The sequence below is a fragment of the Stutzerimonas azotifigens genome (assembly GCF_013522725.1).
Classification (GTDB): domain Bacteria; phylum Pseudomonadota; class Gammaproteobacteria; order Pseudomonadales; family Pseudomonadaceae; genus Stutzerimonas; species Stutzerimonas azotifigens_A.
Map to the genome: position 1 here is coordinate 151,144 of NZ_JAAMRF010000001.1, position 17,208 is coordinate 168,351.

Sequence of the window (17,208 nt, forward strand, 5' to 3'; positions counted from 1 at the left end):
GTCGGTGCGCTCGGGTGCGGGTGATCGGAGTCGCTAAGATCCTGAAACCTTTTGTAGTAAATGCCGCCGCAGCGGCGGTCCTCAATCGTTGTTCCCGAGGTAGAGATAATGATCGAACGGCGTATGGGGTTGGCCCTGGTGGGGCTGTTGGGGTTGGGGTGTGGGGATCTGATGGCGCGTCCCTCTGTGGAATCCATCGAGACATCGTTACGTTCGGGGCGCCCTCACGTTGCCGGCGAGCTGATCGTGCAGTTTCGCGCCGAGGCCACCGAACAGGACAAGAGCGCTGCCTATTCGCGGCATGCCGCCTCGCCTGCAAGACGCTTGGCGAACAAGCGCGAGCGCCGCGACGGCAGGGGCGATCTGGTAAAGGTGCGCCTGGCCGGCAAGCGACTCGACAGGGCGACTATCGCCGGTTTCCTGAGCGACCCCGCGGTCGAATACGTCGAACCCAACTGGGTCTACCGCACCCAGCGGAGTAATCCCAACGATCCGGGCCTGCAGTGGATGTGGGGACTGGAGGGGCCGACTACCTCGCCCGCGCACCCCTACGGTTCCGGTGCCTTGGCGGCCTGGAATGCGTCGGCACTCTGCTCGAACCAAGTGCATGTAGGGGTGATCGACGAAGGGGTGATGGTCAACCACCCCGACCTGCGTGCCAATGTCTGGGTCAACCCGGGCGAAGGCAGCAGGCCCGACGGTCAGGACAATGATCGCAACGGCTTCGTAGACGACGTTCACGGCTGGGATTTCGATGCCAACGACGCCTCGGTATTCGATGGCGTGCAGGACGATCACGGCACCCATGTGGCCGGGACCATCGCCGCGGTTACCAACAATGGCATCGGGGTGGCCGGCGTATGCCCGACCGCCAGGCTGATCACCGCCAAGTTCCTCGGCGCTGACGGAGGCACCACGGCCGGCGCCATCGCGGCGGTGAACTACCTCACCACCCTCAAGCGCGAGAAGCGCATCGCACTGGTCGCGACCAACAACTCCTGGGGCGGCGGCGGTTATTCCCAGGCGCTGGCCGATGCCATCCAGGCTGCGGGCGATGCCGGCATTCTGTTCATCGCTGCGGCCGGCAACGACGGCCTCGATATCGACCGGTTCCCCAGCTACCCGGCCAGCTACGCCCTGCCCAACGTCATCACCGTGGCGGCGCATGGACCGAGCGGCGCCCGGGCCGACTTTTCCAACTATGGCGCCAACAGCGTGCATATCTCGGCGCCTGGTGTGGACATCATCTCGACCGCGCCGCTGACGGCTACCGAAGGCGGGTATGCGTACTACAGCGGCAGTTCGATGGCGGCCCCGCACGTGGCGGGGGCCGCAGCGCTGTATGCTTCGCTCAATCCCTGTGCCAGCGCGACGCAGATTCGCGACGCCCTGCTGCGTCATGCGGTACGCGACCCGCAGTTGATCGGTTCGGTGCAGCAAGGACGGCGCCTGGATGTCTCTGGGTTCCGCCGCGAGCTGGCGTGCGGCGCACCCTGATGGTATTGCGATAAATGTCGTGCTGGTCGCCAGGCTGACACATTGGCGGGGTAGACTCCGGCCCACTCCTTCATCAAGCCGAGTCTGCGATGATCGCCACTATGAAAGCGTGGTTCGCCACGCGCCCCGTCGCGCGCCCCTGGCGCTGGTTGTTCGGTGCCTGCGGGCTACTGGCCCTGTATCAGGTGCATCTGGATGATCATCTCTATCATGCGCTGAAGTCAGCGTGGCGCCAGGAGGCGCTGGCCCCCGCCGGCATGGCGCTGGATACCTATCAGGTACGGGTGGAGGCACGGCCGGTCGCGCAGGTGCAGGACAATCTCTCCGGGCTGGCCTTCGATGAAGATCGCGACCAGCTCTGGGCGGTCGTCAACAACCCCGAGACGTTGCTCGCCCTGAGCCGGGATGGCCATGTGCTCGGCCAGTATCCCCTGAGCGGCTTCATCGACGTGGAGGGGGTCGCCTACCTGGGCGACGACTTGCTGGTGGTGCTCGAGGAACGCGGCCAAGCCATGCACATACTGCCGGTGCCCACCAGTCCCGGGCCGATCCATCGGCACCAGTCACGCAGCCTGACCTTGGCACTCGGCGAAGGCGATAACGCGGGCTTCGAAGGCGTCGACTATGATCGCGCCGGCGACCGGCTTTTTGTGGTCAAGGAAAAGGCGCCGATGAAGCTCTATGAGATCCGCGGGCTCAAGGCGAGCCTGAGCGGCGCTCTGGACATCGAAGTGATCGATCGGGCGTCCTGGCTGGACGACCAGTTGCCAGTCAGCGATCTGTCGTCAGTGCATTACGATGCGAGCAGTGGCCACCTGGCGCTGCTCAGCGACGAGTCGCAAATCATCGTCGAGCTGGACGGCGAGGGCCGGATGGTAAGTTCGCGGCCTCTCTGGAGCGGTTTCGCCGGTCTGGAACGCGGCGTGCCGCAAGCCGAAGGGATGACCTTCGACGAACGTGGCGACCTCTATTTGGTCAGTGAGCCGAACCTGTTCTACGTCTTTTCGCGGCAGTGACGGCAGGCCGGCTCAGCCACGATTGATCAGCCAGACGCCGCCGAAGATCAGCAGCAGGCCACCGATCTTGCTCAGGCTGACCGCCGACTGACGGAAACCGGCCCAGCCGAAGTGGTCCAGCAGCGTCGCCATGGCCAGTTGGCCGGCCAGGGCCAGCGCCATGAATAGCAGGGCACCGATGCGCGGTCCGGCGAAGGCTGCGGTGGTGATGAAGAACGCCCCGAGCAGCCCGCCGCTCCAGTGCCACCACGACAATTCCCGCAGCGCCTGCATCGTCGGCAGTTCGCGCTGGACAACGACCAGCGCCAGCAACGCTAGCGTGCCGATCGCGAAGGAGATCAGCGCGGCACCGGTAACGCTGGCGATCTGCCGACCCAGTTGTCCGTTGATTCCGGCTTGCAAAGGCAGAAAGGAACCGGCGATGAAGGGCAGCGCGAGCAGCCACCAGGCAGTAGCGGGCATCTGGAATCTCCAGTGAGAGCGGGGCGCGACAGTATGGGTAAGGCAGGCCGTGATCGCTACTTCAGCGCTGCAGGGTGCGCTCCGCGTTGGCCTGGCCGAGGGTCATCGCGAAGAAGGCGTCCTTGCCGCGGGTATAGGCGGCGCGGTCGTAGGGATGCTGGCGGGCGAGGGAACGCTTGAGATCGGCGTAGGCTTCGGCCACTTCAGGGTGGCGCCGCAGATAGTCGCGAAAGCGCAGATGCTTGTCGGCCTCGGCCAGGGTCATCACGTGCACGTGATGCGTGCGCTGACGGCCCTCAGGAAGCAGCGACTTGACGAAGAACATGCGCTCCGGGGCGACGTTGTCGCGCCAGTGGACATAGCCCAGCGACAATAGCGGCACCACCAGTTGGCGCCAGTCGCACCTCGGCGGCGGCAGCATCATGATGTCGATGATGGGCTTGGCGGCAAGGCCGCGCACGGAGGTGCTGCCGAAGTGCTCGAAGCGCATTCCCTCGATGCCGTAGGCTTTCATGGTCCGGTTGATGGCGCTCGCTTCTTCCAGATAACGCCGAGGCCAGACAGGGTCTGGTGAGCGGATTTCGATCAGCTCCGCATCGTCTTGTCGTCGCCGCTCTTCGGAAGACAGCGGGCGTAGATGTCCAGTGTGCATGGCGGCCCCCTGCCTGTTCCGGTAACGCTGCGACAAGGTCCGAACGGATACGGAACCATAATTTCGACGGCGCTGCTGTCAGGATAGTTCAGCTTCCGGAGCCGCGCAGGCGCTCTAGCGCGGAGGGTATTGCGACAGAACCTGTGCAACCGTCTCACGTATCGCGGCGGCGCGTTCGCCGGGGCCGGGCTGACCCGCCTGCAGCATCTGGCTGCCGGTTCCACGCCAGACCAGTTTGCCGTCGCGGCGGTCGTACAGGTCGATTTGCAAGGTGCCCATCTGGTAGCGAATGGTGCGCATCTGGGTTATCCCCGGTCCACCCCAGAAGCCGTGCCAGGGGCCGCCCCAGCCGCCATAGCTGCTGGTCATCACCTGTTCTTCTCGTTCATCGACCAGGTACCAGGCCTGGACCAGCAGGTCGGCGCTGGCGCCTGCCACCGCAGGGCGCAGGCCTCGCTGGTCGAGCTGGTCGCCGATGGCATCGCGGATCCGCTGTCCGGTCAGGTCGCTCTGAATGCGCGGATCGTCCGGGCGATACTGCACCGCCGGGTCTTTCCACTCCCAGCTACGGTAGCCGGCGAAGTCCCGGTTGGGGTCGAAGTCCCGATCGAGCTGGACGCTCTGGCAGGCCGCGAGCAGCAGCAGGGCGGGTATCAGAAGCAGTCGCTGGATCATGGTCGATCTCCTGCAATGCCGTAGTGGAGCCAAAACTAGCGGCGCTAGCGTGGCGGATAATCGTCCAGGGCGCGGCGCACCGCTTCACGCATCGCGTCGGCGCGCTCGGCCTGGCTGCCCGAACTGCGGGCTTCGGCCTGGTTGCTCCAGACCTGTCGTCCTGTGGCTGAGTCGAACAGAGCGATGCGCACCAGCATCACCTGCTCCTCGTAATTGCGTGCCAGCGGCACCTGGCCTCCGAGCCCATACCCGCGGCCATAGAGCCCTTGACCGTAGTAGGTGCCGTAACTGTCATAGACCTGCCGCGTGCGGGTCTCCAGGCGTGCATCGGCCGTGACTTGCACGTCGCCCTGGCTTCCGCTGGGCGCCGGCCTCAGGCCGCGTTGGTCGAGCGCGCCACTGACCATCTCCTGCAGGCTCTCGGGGGTGACGGATGCCGTGCCGGCCGGCGCCGACTTCCAGCTCCAACGCTGATAGCGGGAAAAATCCAGCGGCGCCGCCGGATAGGCGCTCATGTCGGGTGCGTGCTGGACATTAGTCGGCGCGGGCGGAATCGGCGTGGACTCGGCGACGTAGGGCTGCGGGCCTTGGCAGCCGGCTAGGCCAAGGCAGAGCGCCAGGGCGAGCGGGCGGATCATTCAGAACCTCCTGTGCCGCGTGGACGGCACAACCAGTGCAGGTAGCGACCGAGGCCGGCGAAGGCCGGATGCCTGCGATAGGCCAGCTCCATTTCGACCAGCTCGGCGGGCTCTGTGCGTGCCTGGAAATCGGGCGGCATGTAGTCGTGGAAGACCCGCACGCCGCTACGGTGTTCGACCCTCCACTGCGCGTCGAGTTGCGCGGCCAGCTCGCGCGGGTCCAGGGGCCGCTGCGGGGTCAGGCTCTGCCGCTCACCGGCGAACTGCCCGCTGCGCAGCTTCTTGAAGTGGCCCTTGAGCAGGTTGCGGTAGATCAGCGCGTCGCGGTTGTAGAACGCCAGCGACAGCCAGCCATCATCGGCCGTGAACTGGCGCAGCACCGGCAAGATCGCCTGGGGTTCGGCCAGCCATTCGAGCACCGCATGGCAGATCACCAGATCGAACTGGCCCTCGAGCCGCTCCGGCAGTGCTTGCCAGGGCGCCTGAATGAACGTTGCATCCTGGCCCGCCTCGGCGAAGCGCTGGCGCGCGCTCTCGATCATCGGCTCAGCAGGCTCGGTGAGGGTGACCCGGTGCCCCTGCGCGGCGAGCCAGAGGCTCATGTGGCCGAGCCCCGCACCGATGTCCAGCACCCGCAGCGGGCGCTCTGGCAGCACCTCGGTCAGGTCGGTCTGCAGCACGGCGAGGCGAATCGCGCCCTTGGCGCCACCATAGATCTTCTCGGCGAAGCGGGTCGCCAGTTCGTCGAAGTGGCGGTCGGTCATCGGGCGAACCGCCGCTCGTTGTCGGCGAGCTTGGCCAGCAGTGCCTGTTCCATGTCGATGCCCAGCTCGCTGCAGAGCAGCATCAGGTACATCAGGATGTCGCCCACCTCTTGTCCCGCGTGTTCGCGCTGCGCCTCGTCGAGCTGCCGTGCCTGGTCCTCGTCGAGCCACTGGAAGATCTCCACCAGCTCGGCCATCTCGACGCTCGCGGCCATGGCCAGGTTCTTCGGCGAGTGATAGCGGCGCCAGTCGTTGGCGTCGCGGATGCGGTGCAGGCGCTGCACGATCGTGTCGATGTTCATGGGACGGCTCGCGTGAAAAGCCGCTAGCTTCCGCCAGGCGCCACGCGGGCGCAACCGGCGGCCGCGGCTAGGCGCGAACTTTGAGGATGCGCTCGATGGCCTCGACGCCGGGGCGGTAGTCGTCCTGTTCGATGGCGGCGAAGGCGTGCTCCAGGACCCGTTCGGCAAGGCGCTCATGCTGCTGGGAGATGGCGTTGACCGGCAGCGGCATGAAATCGAGCAACTGCGAGTCGCCGAAGGTGGCCAGGCGCAGGTGTTCCGGCCAGAGCATCTGGCGCTCGCGCAGGGCATCGAACACCCCCTTGAGCAACAGGTAGGCGGTGGTCACCAGGGCGTCGGGCATGTCGTCGGCAAGCAGTTCGAGCATCTTCTCGCGCCCGCAGGCCCGGCTGAACTGCTCGGCCCGCAGAATGCTGACGCGCCCGGCGAAACCTTCGAGCGCATCGTTGAAACCACGCTCGCGCTCCTGGCTGATTTGCAGGCCCGGACGGGCATTGATCAGCGCGATGTGCCGGGGGGGCGGGCTCAGCAGCGAGGCCGCGAGCTCGGCGCCGGCCTGGTGGTCGTCGCTGACCACCGAGCAGAAGTGTTCCGGGTCCATCGCCCGGTCGAGGGCGATGATCGGCAGGCCGGCATCGAGCAGGCGGCGATAGCTGCGGTCCTCGGCCGGCAGACAGCTGGCGACGATCAGCGCGTCGCAGCGCCGTGATCGCATCACCTGGACCACCGTGCGCTCGGCGTCCGGGTCGTCATCGGAGCTGGCAATGAGCAGCTGGTAGCCGCGCCGGCGCGCGCCTTGCTCCAGCAGTTTGGCCAGGCGGGCGTAGCTGGGGTTCTCCAGGTCCGGCACCACCAGCGCCAGGGTACGGGTCTGGCCGCGACGCAGGCCGGCGGCCTGCTGATCGGGTTGATAGCCCTGCTGCTCGACGATCGCCATGACCCGCTCGACCGTCGCCTGGCTGATGCGCCGTTGCTGGGCCTGGCCATTGATCACATAGCTGGCGGTGGTCACGGAGACCTGGGCGAGGCGGGCGATGTCGGTCAGTTTCAAGCGAATGTCCTAAGGTTGAAGGGGCGTATCGGCGGCGGTACTTCTAGGATGACCCGAGAGTAGGGTATGTTTCCAGTCTTGGTGAAACGTTTCAGCAGTCGTCCGGTCATACCGCCACTCATGATTTCGCTCGACCGCCTCACCGCGAGCGAGCCCATTCCCGGCGGGCGTAGCCGGTACAGGAGACCCTATGCTCGAATTGCACGCCCAGCATATCCGCATGCACCAGTCCGCGGACGACAAGTCCGCTGCGCTGGTGCTGCTGGCCGACGCCCTGGTGGCCGATGGCCTGGTGGCCCCAGGCTATCTGGAGGGCCTACGCGCCCGCGAGGCCCAAGGCTCGACCTACCTTGGCCAGGGGATCGCGATTCCCCACGGCACCCCACAGACCCGCGACCAGGTGCATGCCACCGGCGTGCGCCTGCTGCAGTTTCCCGACGGCGTCGACTGGGGTGACGGCCATCGCGTCTACCTGGCGATCGGCATCGCTGCCCGCTCCGACGAACACCTGCGACTGTTGCAATTGCTCACCCGCGCCCTTGGTGAGGCGGACATGAGCGAAGCCTTGAAGAACGCCGAGCGCGCCGAAACCATCATCGATCTGCTGCAGGGCGCTCCCCAGGAGCTGGCCCTCGACAGCCAGCTGGTGGCGTTGGCGACTGCCGCCGAGGATTTCGACGAACTGGCCTGGCAGAGCGTAAAACTGCTGAAAAAGGCCGAATGCGTCGAGTCCGGCTTCGGCAACAGCCTGTCCCTGGACGATGCACTGCCGCTGGGCCAGGGCCTCTGGTGGCTGAGCAGCGAGCAGTCCGTGCTGCGCCCGGCGCTGGCCTTCGTCACACCGGCCAGGACCTTGAGTCATCGCGGCGAGCCGGTCACCGGGCTGTTCTGCCTGTCCAGCCTAGGCGAAGCCCATCGCAGCATGCTCGAGCGCCTCTGCGACCTGCTCATCGAAGGGCGGGGCGAGGAGCTGGCCCGCGCCCGCAGCAGCCGCGTGGTGCTCGAGGCCCTCGGTGGCGAGGTGGCCGCAGACTGGCCGCAGGCACGGGTGATCCTGGCTAACGCTCACGGCTTGCATGCGCGCCCGGCGAAGATACTGATCGAAGTCGCCCAGCAGTTCGCCGGCGATATCCGCGTACGGTTGGCCGGCACCGATGGCCCCGGCGTGTCGGCCAAGAGCCTGAGCAAGCTGCTCGCGATGGGTGTTCAGCGTGGCCAGGCGCTGGAGTTTCTCGCCGAACCGGGCATCGCCGCCGACGCGCTGCCGGTGTTGGTGGCTGCGGTCGAGGAGGGGTTGGGTGAAGCGGTCGAGCCGCTGCCCGCCGAGCTGGACGAAGTGCTCGAGGCGCCGGCTGCCTACCCGCAAACCGATACCGCCGCCGTGGCGAGGCTGCAGCCGGGCGAGCGTATTCAGGCCGTGGCCGCTTCGCCGGGCATCGCTATCGGCCCGGCACTGGTACGCACGCCCCTGACGATGGATTTCAAGCGTGAAGGCGAATCGGCGCAGGTCGAGCAGCAGCGCCTGGACGCCGCGCTGGACGAGGTCTTCGCCCAGATCGACCGGCTGATCGGCGAAAGCGAAGTGGCCAGCGTGCGCGACATATTCGTCACCCACCAGGCGATGCTGCGCGACCCGGCCCTGCGCGAGGACGTGCTGGCGAAGATCCAGCAGGGCCTGAGCGCCGAAGCGGCCTGGGCCGACGAGGTCGAGGTGGCGGCGCGCCAGCAGGAAGCCCTGCACGACGCTCTGCTGGCCGAGCGTGCCGCGGATCTGCGCGACGTCGGCCGACGGGTACTGGCCTGCCTGATCGGTGCCGAGGCCGAGCAGGCACCGGACGAGCCCTACGTGCTGGTGATGGACGAGGTGGCGCCCTCGGATGTCGCCACCCTCAACCGCCAGCGGGTAGCCGGCATTCTCACCGCGCGCGGCGGCGCCACCGCCCATAGCGCGATCATCGCGCGTGCGCTGGGCATTCCCGCCATCGTCGGGGCCGGCGCGGCGGTGCTGGGGCTCGCCAGGGGCACGGTCCTGCTGCTCGATGGCGATCGCGGCGAGCTGCAGGTCGCGCCGAACGAGGGCGAGCTGCAGAAAGCGATCGAGGCCCGCGCCCAGCGCCTGGAGCGGCAGCGCCTGGCCGACGCCCGGCGCCTGGAGCCAGCAGTGACACGCGATGGTCGTCGAGTCGAGGTGGCCGCCAACCTGGGCAGCAGCGCCGAAACCGCCGATGCGGTGGAGCAGGGCGCCGAAGCCATCGGCCTGCTGCGCACCGAGCTGGTCTTCATGAACCACGCCCAGGCGCCGGACCAGGCCACCCAGGAAGTCGAATACCGACGCGTGCTCGACGCCCTCGATGGGCGGCCGCTGGTGGTGCGCACCCTGGATGTGGGCGGCGACAAGCCGCTGTCCTACTGGCCGATGCCCGCCGAGGAGAACCCCTTCCTTGGCGTGCGCGGTATCCGCCTGAGCCTGCAGCGTCCGGAAGTCCTCGAGGTGCAGTTGCGCGCCCTGCTGGCCTCGGCCGAGGGGCGGCCGTTGCGCATCATGTTCCCCATGGTCGGCTTCATGGAGGAGTGGCGCGCCGCCAGGCAGTTGGTGGACCGCCTGCGCGCGGAGATCCCGGTGGCCGACCTGCAGGTCGGCATCATGATCGAGGTGCCGTCGGCCGCGTTGATCGCACCCGCCCTGGCCGCCGAGGTGGATTTCTTCAGCATCGGCACCAACGACCTGACCCAGTACACCCTGGCCATCGACCGTGGCCATCCCTCGCTCTCGGGCCAGGCGGACGGCCTGCACCCCGCGGTGCTGCGGCTGATCGGCATGACTGTCGAGGCGGCCCATGCTCACGGCAAGTGGGTGGGTGTCTGCGGCGAGCTGGCCGCCGATACGCTGGCCGTGCCCTTGCTGATCGGCCTTGGCGTCGACGAACTGAGCGTGTCGGCGCGCAGCATCGCGCTGGTCAAGGCGCGGGTGCGTGAACTCGATCAGGCCCGCTGCCGGCAACTGGCCCAGCAGGCGCTCAACCTGCCCGGCGCCGCCGAAGTGCGCGCCTTCGTGACGGAGCAAGACTGATGGCAAGGATCCTGAGTATTACACCCAATCCGGCGCTGGACCTGACCGTACGCCTGGGTGACCTGCGCCTCGGCGAGGTCAATCGCGGCGAGTCCCTGAGCGTCCATGCGGCCGGCAAGGGGCTCAACGTGGCCCAGGTGTTGGCCGACCTGGGGCATCGCTGCACGGTCAGCGGCTTTCTGGGGCAAAGCAACCCCAACGATTTCGATGCGCTGTTCGCCCGCCGCGGCTTCGCCGACGAGTTCGTCCGCGTGCCGGGCGAGACACGCAGCAACGTCAAGCTCGCCGAAACGGGCGGGCGGGTGACCGACATCAACGGTCCGGGGCTGATGGCCAGCGAGCAGGCCCAGGCGATGCTGCTGGCGCGCCTGGCCCGCGTCGCGCCTGGCCACGACGCGGTGGTGGTCGCCGGCAGCCTGCCGCGAGGCGTCGGTGTCGAGTGGTTCTCCGAGCTGCTCGGGATGCTCCGGCAGCTCGATATCCCGCTGGCGATCGACACCAGCGGCACGGCGCTGCGGGCCGGGCTTGAGGTGTCGCCCTGGCTGATCAAACCCAATGAGGATGAACTGGCCGATGCCAGCGGCACGACGCTCGACTCGCCCGGGGCGCTGGCGGCCGAAGCCGGACGGTTGCGCGCCACCGGAATCGAGCATGTGGTGGTGTCCCAGGGCGCCGAGGGGGTCAGCTGGTTCGGCCCGGAGGGGCTGCTGCAGGCGACACCGCCCAGGGTCGAGGTGGTCAGTACGGTCGGTGCGGGCGACTCGCTGCTGGCGGGCATGCTCCATGGGCTGCTCGAGGGTTGGAGCGGAGAGCGCACGCTGCGCCTGGCCACGGCGGTCGCCGCGCAGGCGGTCGGCCAGATCGGTTTCGGCATCGGCGATCGCCAGCAATTGGCCCGGCTGGAAGCCGAGGTGAGCCTGCAAACCCTGACACGAGGTGTGGAATGAATCTTCTGATCGTCACGGCGTGCCCGAACGGCATGGTCACCAGCGTGCTGACGTCACGGCTGCTGGAAGCCGCGGCGCAGCGCCTCGGCTGGTCGACGCGCGTCGAGGTGCATGACCCGCGGGCGATCGGCTCGCCGCTGACCGCTGCCGAAATCGCCGCCGCCGACCTGGTGGTGGTGGTCAAGACCGGGCCGTTGTCCCTGCAGCGTTTCGTCGGCAAGCGGCTGGTGCAATCGACACCTGCCGAGGCGCTGCGCGATCCCGAGGCGTTCATTCGGCAGGCGGCCGCAGAGGCCGAGGTGTTCGAAACCGAGGGCGAACCCGCCGCTGCGAGCGATGAGCGCGCGCCGCGGCTGGTCGCGATCACCGCCTGCCCGACCGGGGTGGCACATACCTTCATGGCCGCCGAGGCCCTGCAGCAGGCGGCCACGAAGCTCGGCTACCAGCTGCAGGTCGAAACCCGCGGTTCGGTCGGGGCGCGCAACGTGCTGGAGCGCCAGGCCATCGACGACGCCGATGCGGTGCTGCTGGCCGCCGACATCGAGGTGGATGTCGAGCGTTTCGCCGGCAAGCGCATCTACCGCTGCGGTACCGGCGTCGCTCTGAAGCAGCCCGAGGCCACGCTGCAGAAGGCATTCGAGGAAGCCCGCATCGAGACGGGCGCCGCGCCCGCCGACCAGGCGCCGAAGAAGACCGAGAAGACAGGCGTCTACAAGCACCTGCTGACGGGCGTGTCTTACATGCTGCCGATGGTGGTGGCCGGCGGGTTGCTGATCGCGCTGTCGTTCGTCTTCGGCATCGAGGCGTTCAAGGAAGAGGGGACGCTTGCCGCGGCCCTGATGAAGATCGGCGGCGAGACCGCCTTCCAGCTGATGGTGCCGCTGCTGGCCGGCTACATCGCCTATTCGATCGCCGACCGCCCGGGCCTCGCGCCGGGGATGATCGGCGGGCTGCTGGCCGGCAGCCTGGGCGCGGGCTTTATCGGGGGGATCATTGCGGGCTTCGTGGCCGGCTACAGCGCGCTGGCGGTGATCCGCTGGGTGCGGCTGCCGGTGAGCGTCGAGTCCCTCAAGCCGATCCTGATCATTCCGCTGCTGGCCAGCCTGTTCACCGGGCTGGTGATGATCTACGTGGTCGGCACGCCGGTCGCGCAGATGCTCAACGGGCTGACCGCCTTCCTCGACACCATGGGCACCTCCAACGCGATCCTGCTCGGCCTGCTGCTCGGCGCGATGATGTGCGTGGACCTGGGCGGGCCGATCAACAAGGCGGCCTATGCCTTTTCCGTCGGTCTGCTGGCCTCCCAGAGCTATGCGCCGATGGCCGCGACCATGGCCGCCGGAATGGTGCCGCCGATCGGCATGGCGATCGCCAGCGTGCTGGCGCGGCGCAAGTTCGCCCAGGCCGAACGCGAAGCCGGCAAGGCCGCCGGGGTGCTGGGGCTGTGCTTCATCTCCGAGGGGGCGATTCCCTTCGCCGCCAAGGACCCGTTGCGGGTCATCCCCGCCAGCATCGCCGGCGGCGCGCTCACCGGTGCGCTGTCGATGGCCTTCGGCTGCAAGCTCCTGGCTCCCCACGGCGGGCTGTTCGTGCTGCTGATCCCCAATGCGATGAACCATGCGCTGCTCTATCTGTTGGCCATCGCCGCCGGTAGCCTGCTGACCGGCGTGGTTTATGCGGTCATCAAGAGGCCCGAGGCACAACCGTTGAGCGTCGATGCCGTCGCCTGATCTGAACTAAGGCCGGATCGCTGCATCCATCCATAGCGGGGTGAGGTGTATCAAAACGTTTCGCTTCGCCCATTCGCCTCAACCGAACGAGCAGGAGCGTGCTGATGACCACCGAACACGAGGCCCGACCGCTGCGGATCACCCTGACCGCCCTGATAGTGCTGGTGCTGGGCATCATCATGGCGGCGGGTGGTGCCTATCTCGCGGCATTGGGTGGCTCTTGGTACTACCTGATCGCCGGTATCGGGTTGCTGGTAGTGGCTGGCCTATTGTTCACCCGGCGTCGGGCGGCGCTCTGGGTGTACGCGGTGCTGCTGCTGGGGACGCTGGCTTGGACGATCTACGAGGTGCGGTTCGACTGGTGGCAGCTGGCGCCGCGCATCGATCTCTGGTGCCTCCTGGGGCTTTGGCTGATCCTGCCCTTCGTCAACCGCCACGTGGGCGACCGCCGCACCTGGCGCGACGGTGCCAGCGGCCTGCTCGGCGTGGGGCTGCTGGCCGGCGCGCTGATGGCCGTCTATTCGCTGACCCAGGACTACCATTCGATCGAGGGCCAGTTCAGCGACGCGCAGATGCAGGGCATCAGCCCGGACGGGCAGGCCGATCGTTCCGCCAGCGCCTGGACGGCCTATGGCGGCTCGGACCGGGGGGTCCGCTATTCGACTGCGGATCTGATCACTCCAGAAAACGTCGACAAGCTGGAAAAGGCCTGGGAATACCACACCGGCGATCTGCCGGGCGAAGGCGACCCGGGCGAGCTGACCAACCAGGTCACGCCGCTCAAGATCGGCGACGCGCTGTATATCTGCACCCCGCACAGCATCGCCATCGCGCTGGATGCCGACACCGGCGAGGAGCGCTGGCGCTTCGATCCGAGCATCAACCGTAAAGCCGAGTACTACCAGCACATGACCTGCCGTGGCCTGGCCTTCCACGACGCGACCCGCTATGGCGGTGCGACGGCGACCAGCCCGCAGCCTGCCGCGCGCTGCGAGCGCCGATTGTTCCTGCCGACCAACGACGGCACCCTGATCGCCCTCGACGTGGAGGACGGCAAGCCCTGCGAAGACTTCGGCAACGCCGGCGTGGTGGACCTGAAGGTCGGGCTGGGTGACGACGCGCTGGGCGTCTACCTGCCCACCTCTCCGCCGGTTGTGACCGAAAGACTGGTGATCGTCGGCGGCTCGATCACCGACAACGGCGCGGTGGATTCGCCCGGCGGCGTGATTCGCGCCTACGACGTGCGCAGCGGTCAGCTGGTGTGGAATTTCGACCCGGGCAATCCGGACGCCACCGAGCCGCTGCCACCGGGCGAGACCTACGTACGCAGCACACCCAACTCCTGGACCATCGCCACGGCCGACGAGTCGCTCGGCCTGGTCTACATTCCGACCGGCAACCAGACGCCGGACCAATGGGGCGTCCCGCGCTCTCCCGAGGCCGAGCGCTTCACGGCGACCCTGGTCGCGCTGGATCTGGATACCGGCCAGGTGCGCTGGGAATTCCAGACCATCCATCACGACCTCTGGGACCGGGACCTGCCGTCGCAGCCGATCCTGGTGGATATCGACGCGCCGCAGGGCCGAGTGCCGGCGATCATCCAGCCGACCAAGCGTGGCGATCTGTACGTGCTGGACCGACGCACCGGCGAGCCGATCGTGCCGGTGGAAGAGCGTCCGGTGCCGCAAGGTACCGTCCAGGGCGATTACACCGCGCCGACGCAACCGATGTCTGCGCTCAGCTATGCGCCGGACGAGCCGCTGTACGAGCGCGACATGTGGGGCGGCACCCCGCTGGACCAGATGATGTGCCGCATCCAGTTCCGCAAGCTGCGCTACGAGGGCGACTTCACGCCGCCGTCCGAGCAGGGCTCGCTGATCTATCCCGGTAACGTCGGGACCTTCAACTGGCCCTCGGTGGCGGTCGATCCGAGCCGCCAGCTGTTGTTCGGCGCGCCCAATTACCTGGCGTTCATCTCGCAGATGGTCAAGCGCAGCGAAGTCGATCCCGACGAGCGCACCGGCGGCGGCGAAACCGGCCTGCAGCCGAACCTCGGCGCGCCTTATATGGTGCGGCTGCAACCCTTGCTCTCAATGCTCGGGCTGCCATGCCAAGCGCCGCCGTGGGGTTACGTCACGGCAGTCGATCTGCGCACCATGCAGAAGGTCTGGATGCACAAGAACGGCACCAGCCGCGACAGTGCGCCGCTGGGCATTCCCCTGCGGGTCGGCACGCCTGCGCTGGGCGGCCCGATCGTCACGGCCGGAGGCGTGGCCTTCATGAGCGGCACCCTGGACTACTACCTGCGCGCCTACGACCTGCAGACCGGCAAGGAACTGTGGAAAGGACGGCTCCCGGCTGGTGGCCAGGCTACGCCGATGACTTATGTGTCGGAGAAGACCGGCAAGCAGTACGTGGTGCAGATGGCCGGCGGACATGGCTCGTTCGGCACGAAGATCGGCGATTCGGTCGTGGCGTGGACGCTGGAGGAGGGGCAGTAGCTTAAGAGCGGTTCATCCACCCTGGCCTGTGCGAAGGCGTTGCTGTGAGCGGCGTCTTCAGGGCCTGAGGCTGGCTCGACGCCACGCCTGAGTGCGGTTTCCCCGGTCGCCGTTCGTCGGTGCGTCACGGTTCTGTCAAGCGTGTCGCTTAAACCCTTCTCAACGGGCAAACGTTGGAGGGACCACCATGACCGAACCGACCGTAACCGAGCCAGTGCTTGCTGAACCGGACCCCATACGCCGCCGTCTCGTTCAAGGCATCGGTGCGGGACTCGCACTGCCGGCGCTGGGAGTATCGCCTGCCATCGTCGCGGCGCCTACGGCGCGTCCCTGGATGACCGACGGCGTGCAGTCCGGCGATGTACTGGCCGATCGTGCAATGATCTGGAGCCGCTGTGATCGGCCGGCTCGGCTGGTGGTGGAGTGGGACACCACCAGTGGGTTCGGCAATGCGCGGCGGATGGTTTCGCGACCGACCGATGAGCGCCTCGACTACACGGTGCGCCTGGACCTGCGCGGCCTGCCATCGGACCAGTCGATCTTCTACCGAGCCTACTTCGAGGACGCCAGGGATCATGTGCGCAGCGAACCCTGGTTGGGGCATCTGCGCACGGCGCCCAAGCGGGCGCGGGATATCCGATTCGTCTGGGGTGGGGACACCTGCGGCCAGGGCTGGGGAATCAACCCCGATTTCGGTGGCATGCGCATATACGAAGCCATGCGTCAGCGTCGGCCTGACTTCTTCATCCAGAGCGGCGACGCCATCTACGCCGACGGCCCGATACAGGCTGAGGTGACCGCCGAGGACGGGCGTCTGTGGCGCAACATCGTCACTGAAGCCAAGACGAAGGTCGCTGAGACACTGGACGAGTTTCGCGGCAACTACCGCTACAACCTGCTTGACCACAACCTGCGCCAGTTCAATGCCGAGGTGCCGCAGATCTGGCAATGGGACGACCATGAGGTCACCAACAACTGGTCCCCCGGCAAGGAGCTGGACGGGCGCTACCAGGTCAGGGATATCGACCTGCTGGCCCGTCGCGGTCGCCAGGCGTTTCTGGAGTACGCCCCCATGCGACTGGAAGGTCGCGATGCATCCGGACGCGTCTATCGCAAGATCGCCTATGGGCCACAGCTGGATGTGTTCGTGCTGGACATGCGCAGTTATCGCGGCCCCAACACACACAACCTTCAGCAAGCGCAGGGGCCAGATACCGCGTTCCTCGGGGCCGAGCAGCTGACCTGGCTCAAGAGCGAATTGCGTCATTCAAGGGCGACATGGAAGGTCATCGCCGCCGATATGCCCATTGGGCTGCATGTGCCCGACGGCACCGATGAAGCCGGGCGCCCGCGTTGGGAAGCGATCGCCAACGGGCAGGACGGCCCGCCGCGTGGCCGCGAACTGGAGATCGCCGATCTGCTTGGCTTCATCCGCCGCTATCGGGTCCGTAATACCCTGTGGCTGACCGCCGATGTGCACTACTGTGCGGCGCACCACTATCACCCCAATCGCGCGGCCTTTCAGGAGTTCGACCCGTTCTGGGAGTTTGTCGCCGGGCCGCTCAATGCTGGCAGCTTCGGGCCCAATCCGCTGGACGCGACCTTTGGCCCGCAGGTGGTGTTCCAGAAAGCCCCTCCGACCGCCAACGCATCGCCCTATGCCGGCTTCCAGTTTTTTGGAGAGGTGGAGATCGATTCGCGCAGCGGTGCCCTGAGCGTCACCCTTCGGGACATCGACGGTACCGCGGTGTTTTCCAAGACCCTGGAGCCTCAGCGCGCCTGAGGCTCAAGCCGCACGCATCGGCAGCGGGCAGGTCTCTATTGGCATCCAGGCGAAGCGAAGCCGCTGCGGCAGTGATGTGTGATGGATACGGATCTTCTGGGCGAGGGGCGCCGTGCTTGC

At 67.2% G+C, this 17,208-nt stretch carries 14 protein-coding genes; 7 read left to right on the forward strand and 7 right to left on the reverse strand.

All coding sequences use genetic code 11. The annotated features are described in order from the left end of the window. Positions 1 to 108: 108 nt before the first annotated feature. On the forward strand, positions 109 to 1,497 hold the full coding sequence (locus tag G7026_RS00710) for a S8 family serine peptidase (protein ID WP_258190131.1): 1,389 nt from the start codon (positions 109 to 111) through the stop codon (positions 1,495 to 1,497). 89 nt (positions 1,498 to 1,586) lie between these two features. Next, positions 1,587 to 2,513, forward strand: coding sequence for an SdiA-regulated domain-containing protein (locus tag G7026_RS00715; RefSeq protein WP_181068710.1), 927 nt, complete (start codon positions 1,587 to 1,589; stop codon positions 2,511 to 2,513). 12 nt (positions 2,514 to 2,525) lie between these two features. Here G7026_RS00715 and G7026_RS00720 read toward each other — a convergent pair whose 3' ends face one another. From G7026_RS00720 to cra, 7 genes are all read right to left on the reverse strand, one after another. Continuing rightward, positions 2,526 to 2,975 carry a DMT family transporter gene (locus G7026_RS00720; protein WP_181068712.1) on the reverse strand — a complete coding sequence of 150 codons (450 nt, stop codon included), beginning with the start codon at positions 2,973 to 2,975 and terminating at the stop codon, positions 2,526 to 2,528. A gap of 61 nt (positions 2,976 to 3,036) precedes the next feature. After that, positions 3,037 to 3,627 carry a GrpB family protein gene (locus G7026_RS00725; protein ID WP_181068714.1) on the reverse strand — a complete coding sequence of 197 codons (591 nt, stop codon included), beginning with the start codon at positions 3,625 to 3,627 and terminating at the stop codon, positions 3,037 to 3,039. A 114-nt stretch (positions 3,628 to 3,741) separates the two neighbouring features. Beyond that, on the reverse strand, positions 3,742 to 4,302 hold the full coding sequence (locus tag G7026_RS00730; protein ID WP_181068715.1) for a DUF4136 domain-containing protein: 561 nt from the start codon (positions 4,300 to 4,302) through the stop codon (positions 3,742 to 3,744). Positions 4,303 to 4,346: 44 nt separating this feature from the next. Then, the gene (locus G7026_RS00735; protein ID WP_181068717.1) at positions 4,347 to 4,940 is read right to left on the reverse strand and encodes a DUF4136 domain-containing protein; all 594 of its coding nucleotides are present in this window, start codon (positions 4,938 to 4,940) and stop codon (positions 4,347 to 4,349) included. Further along, the gene (locus G7026_RS00740; protein ID WP_181068718.1) at positions 4,937 to 5,704 is read right to left on the reverse strand and encodes a methyltransferase; all 768 of its coding nucleotides are present in this window, start codon (positions 5,702 to 5,704) and stop codon (positions 4,937 to 4,939) included. The genes G7026_RS00735 and G7026_RS00740 overlap by 4 nt, the downstream gene beginning before the upstream one ends. Further along, positions 5,701 to 6,006: a nucleotide pyrophosphohydrolase gene (locus tag G7026_RS00745; RefSeq protein WP_181068719.1), complete on the reverse strand. Its 306-nt coding sequence runs from the start codon at positions 6,004 to 6,006 to the stop codon at positions 5,701 to 5,703. The genes G7026_RS00740 and G7026_RS00745 overlap by 4 nt, the downstream gene beginning before the upstream one ends. A 67-nt stretch (positions 6,007 to 6,073) precedes the next feature. After that, on the reverse strand, positions 6,074 to 7,057 hold the full coding sequence (cra, locus tag G7026_RS00750; protein ID WP_181068721.1) for a catabolite repressor/activator: 984 nt from the start codon (positions 7,055 to 7,057) through the stop codon (positions 6,074 to 6,076). A gap of 190 nt (positions 7,058 to 7,247) precedes the next feature. Between cra and ptsP the strand changes: the two genes are divergently transcribed. From ptsP to G7026_RS00775, 5 genes are all read left to right on the forward strand, one after another. Next, positions 7,248 to 10,127: a phosphoenolpyruvate--protein phosphotransferase gene (gene ptsP / locus G7026_RS00755; RefSeq protein WP_181068722.1), complete on the forward strand. Its 2,880-nt coding sequence runs from the start codon at positions 7,248 to 7,250 to the stop codon at positions 10,125 to 10,127. Further along, entirely contained in the window at positions 10,127 to 11,074 is a 948-nt protein-coding gene (gene pfkB, locus G7026_RS00760; RefSeq protein WP_181068724.1) for a 1-phosphofructokinase, read from the forward strand. The genes ptsP and pfkB overlap by 1 nt, the downstream gene beginning before the upstream one ends. Further along, positions 11,071 to 12,804 carry a PTS fructose-like transporter subunit IIB gene (locus G7026_RS00765; protein WP_181068726.1) on the forward strand — a complete coding sequence of 578 codons (1,734 nt, stop codon included), beginning with the start codon at positions 11,071 to 11,073 and terminating at the stop codon, positions 12,802 to 12,804. The genes pfkB and G7026_RS00765 overlap by 4 nt, the downstream gene beginning before the upstream one ends. Before the next feature lie 104 nt (positions 12,805 to 12,908). Then, on the forward strand, positions 12,909 to 15,305 hold the full coding sequence (locus tag G7026_RS00770; RefSeq protein ID WP_181068728.1) for a glucose/quinate/shikimate family membrane-bound PQQ-dependent dehydrogenase: 2,397 nt from the start codon (positions 12,909 to 12,911) through the stop codon (positions 15,303 to 15,305). Positions 15,306 to 15,492: 187 nt separating this feature from the next. After that, entirely contained in the window at positions 15,493 to 17,088 is a 1,596-nt protein-coding gene (locus G7026_RS00775) for an alkaline phosphatase D family protein (protein ID WP_181068730.1), read from the forward strand. Positions 17,089 to 17,208: the final 120 nt, after the last annotated feature.

Coding starts and splice junctions, on each gene's coding strand:
- G7026_RS00710 (WP_258190131.1), top strand. CDS start 109: ATGATCGAACGGCGTATGGGGTTGGCCCTGGTGGGGCTGTTGGGGTTG.
- G7026_RS00715 (WP_181068710.1), top strand. CDS start 1,587: ATGATCGCCACTATGAAAGCGTGGTTCGCCACGCGCCCCGTCGCGCGC.
- G7026_RS00720 (WP_181068712.1), bottom strand. CDS start 2,975: ATGCCCGCTACTGCCTGGTGGCTGCTCGCGCTGCCCTTCATCGCCGGT.
- G7026_RS00725 (WP_181068714.1), bottom strand. CDS start 3,627: ATGCACACTGGACATCTACGCCCGCTGTCTTCCGAAGAGCGGCGACGA.
- G7026_RS00730 (WP_181068715.1), bottom strand. CDS start 4,302: ATGATCCAGCGACTGCTTCTGATACCCGCCCTGCTGCTGCTCGCGGCC.
- G7026_RS00735 (WP_181068717.1), bottom strand. CDS start 4,940: ATGATCCGCCCGCTCGCCCTGGCGCTCTGCCTTGGCCTAGCCGGCTGC.
- G7026_RS00740 (WP_181068718.1), bottom strand. CDS start 5,704: ATGACCGACCGCCACTTCGACGAACTGGCGACCCGCTTCGCCGAGAAG.
- G7026_RS00745 (WP_181068719.1), bottom strand. CDS start 6,006: ATGAACATCGACACGATCGTGCAGCGCCTGCACCGCATCCGCGACGCC.
- ptsP (WP_181068722.1), top strand. CDS start 7,248: ATGCTCGAATTGCACGCCCAGCATATCCGCATGCACCAGTCCGCGGAC.
- pfkB (WP_181068724.1), top strand. CDS start 10,127: ATGGCAAGGATCCTGAGTATTACACCCAATCCGGCGCTGGACCTGACC.
- G7026_RS00765 (WP_181068726.1), top strand. CDS start 11,071: ATGAATCTTCTGATCGTCACGGCGTGCCCGAACGGCATGGTCACCAGC.
- G7026_RS00770 (WP_181068728.1), top strand. CDS start 12,909: ATGACCACCGAACACGAGGCCCGACCGCTGCGGATCACCCTGACCGCC.
- G7026_RS00775 (WP_181068730.1), top strand. CDS start 15,493: ATGACCGAACCGACCGTAACCGAGCCAGTGCTTGCTGAACCGGACCCC.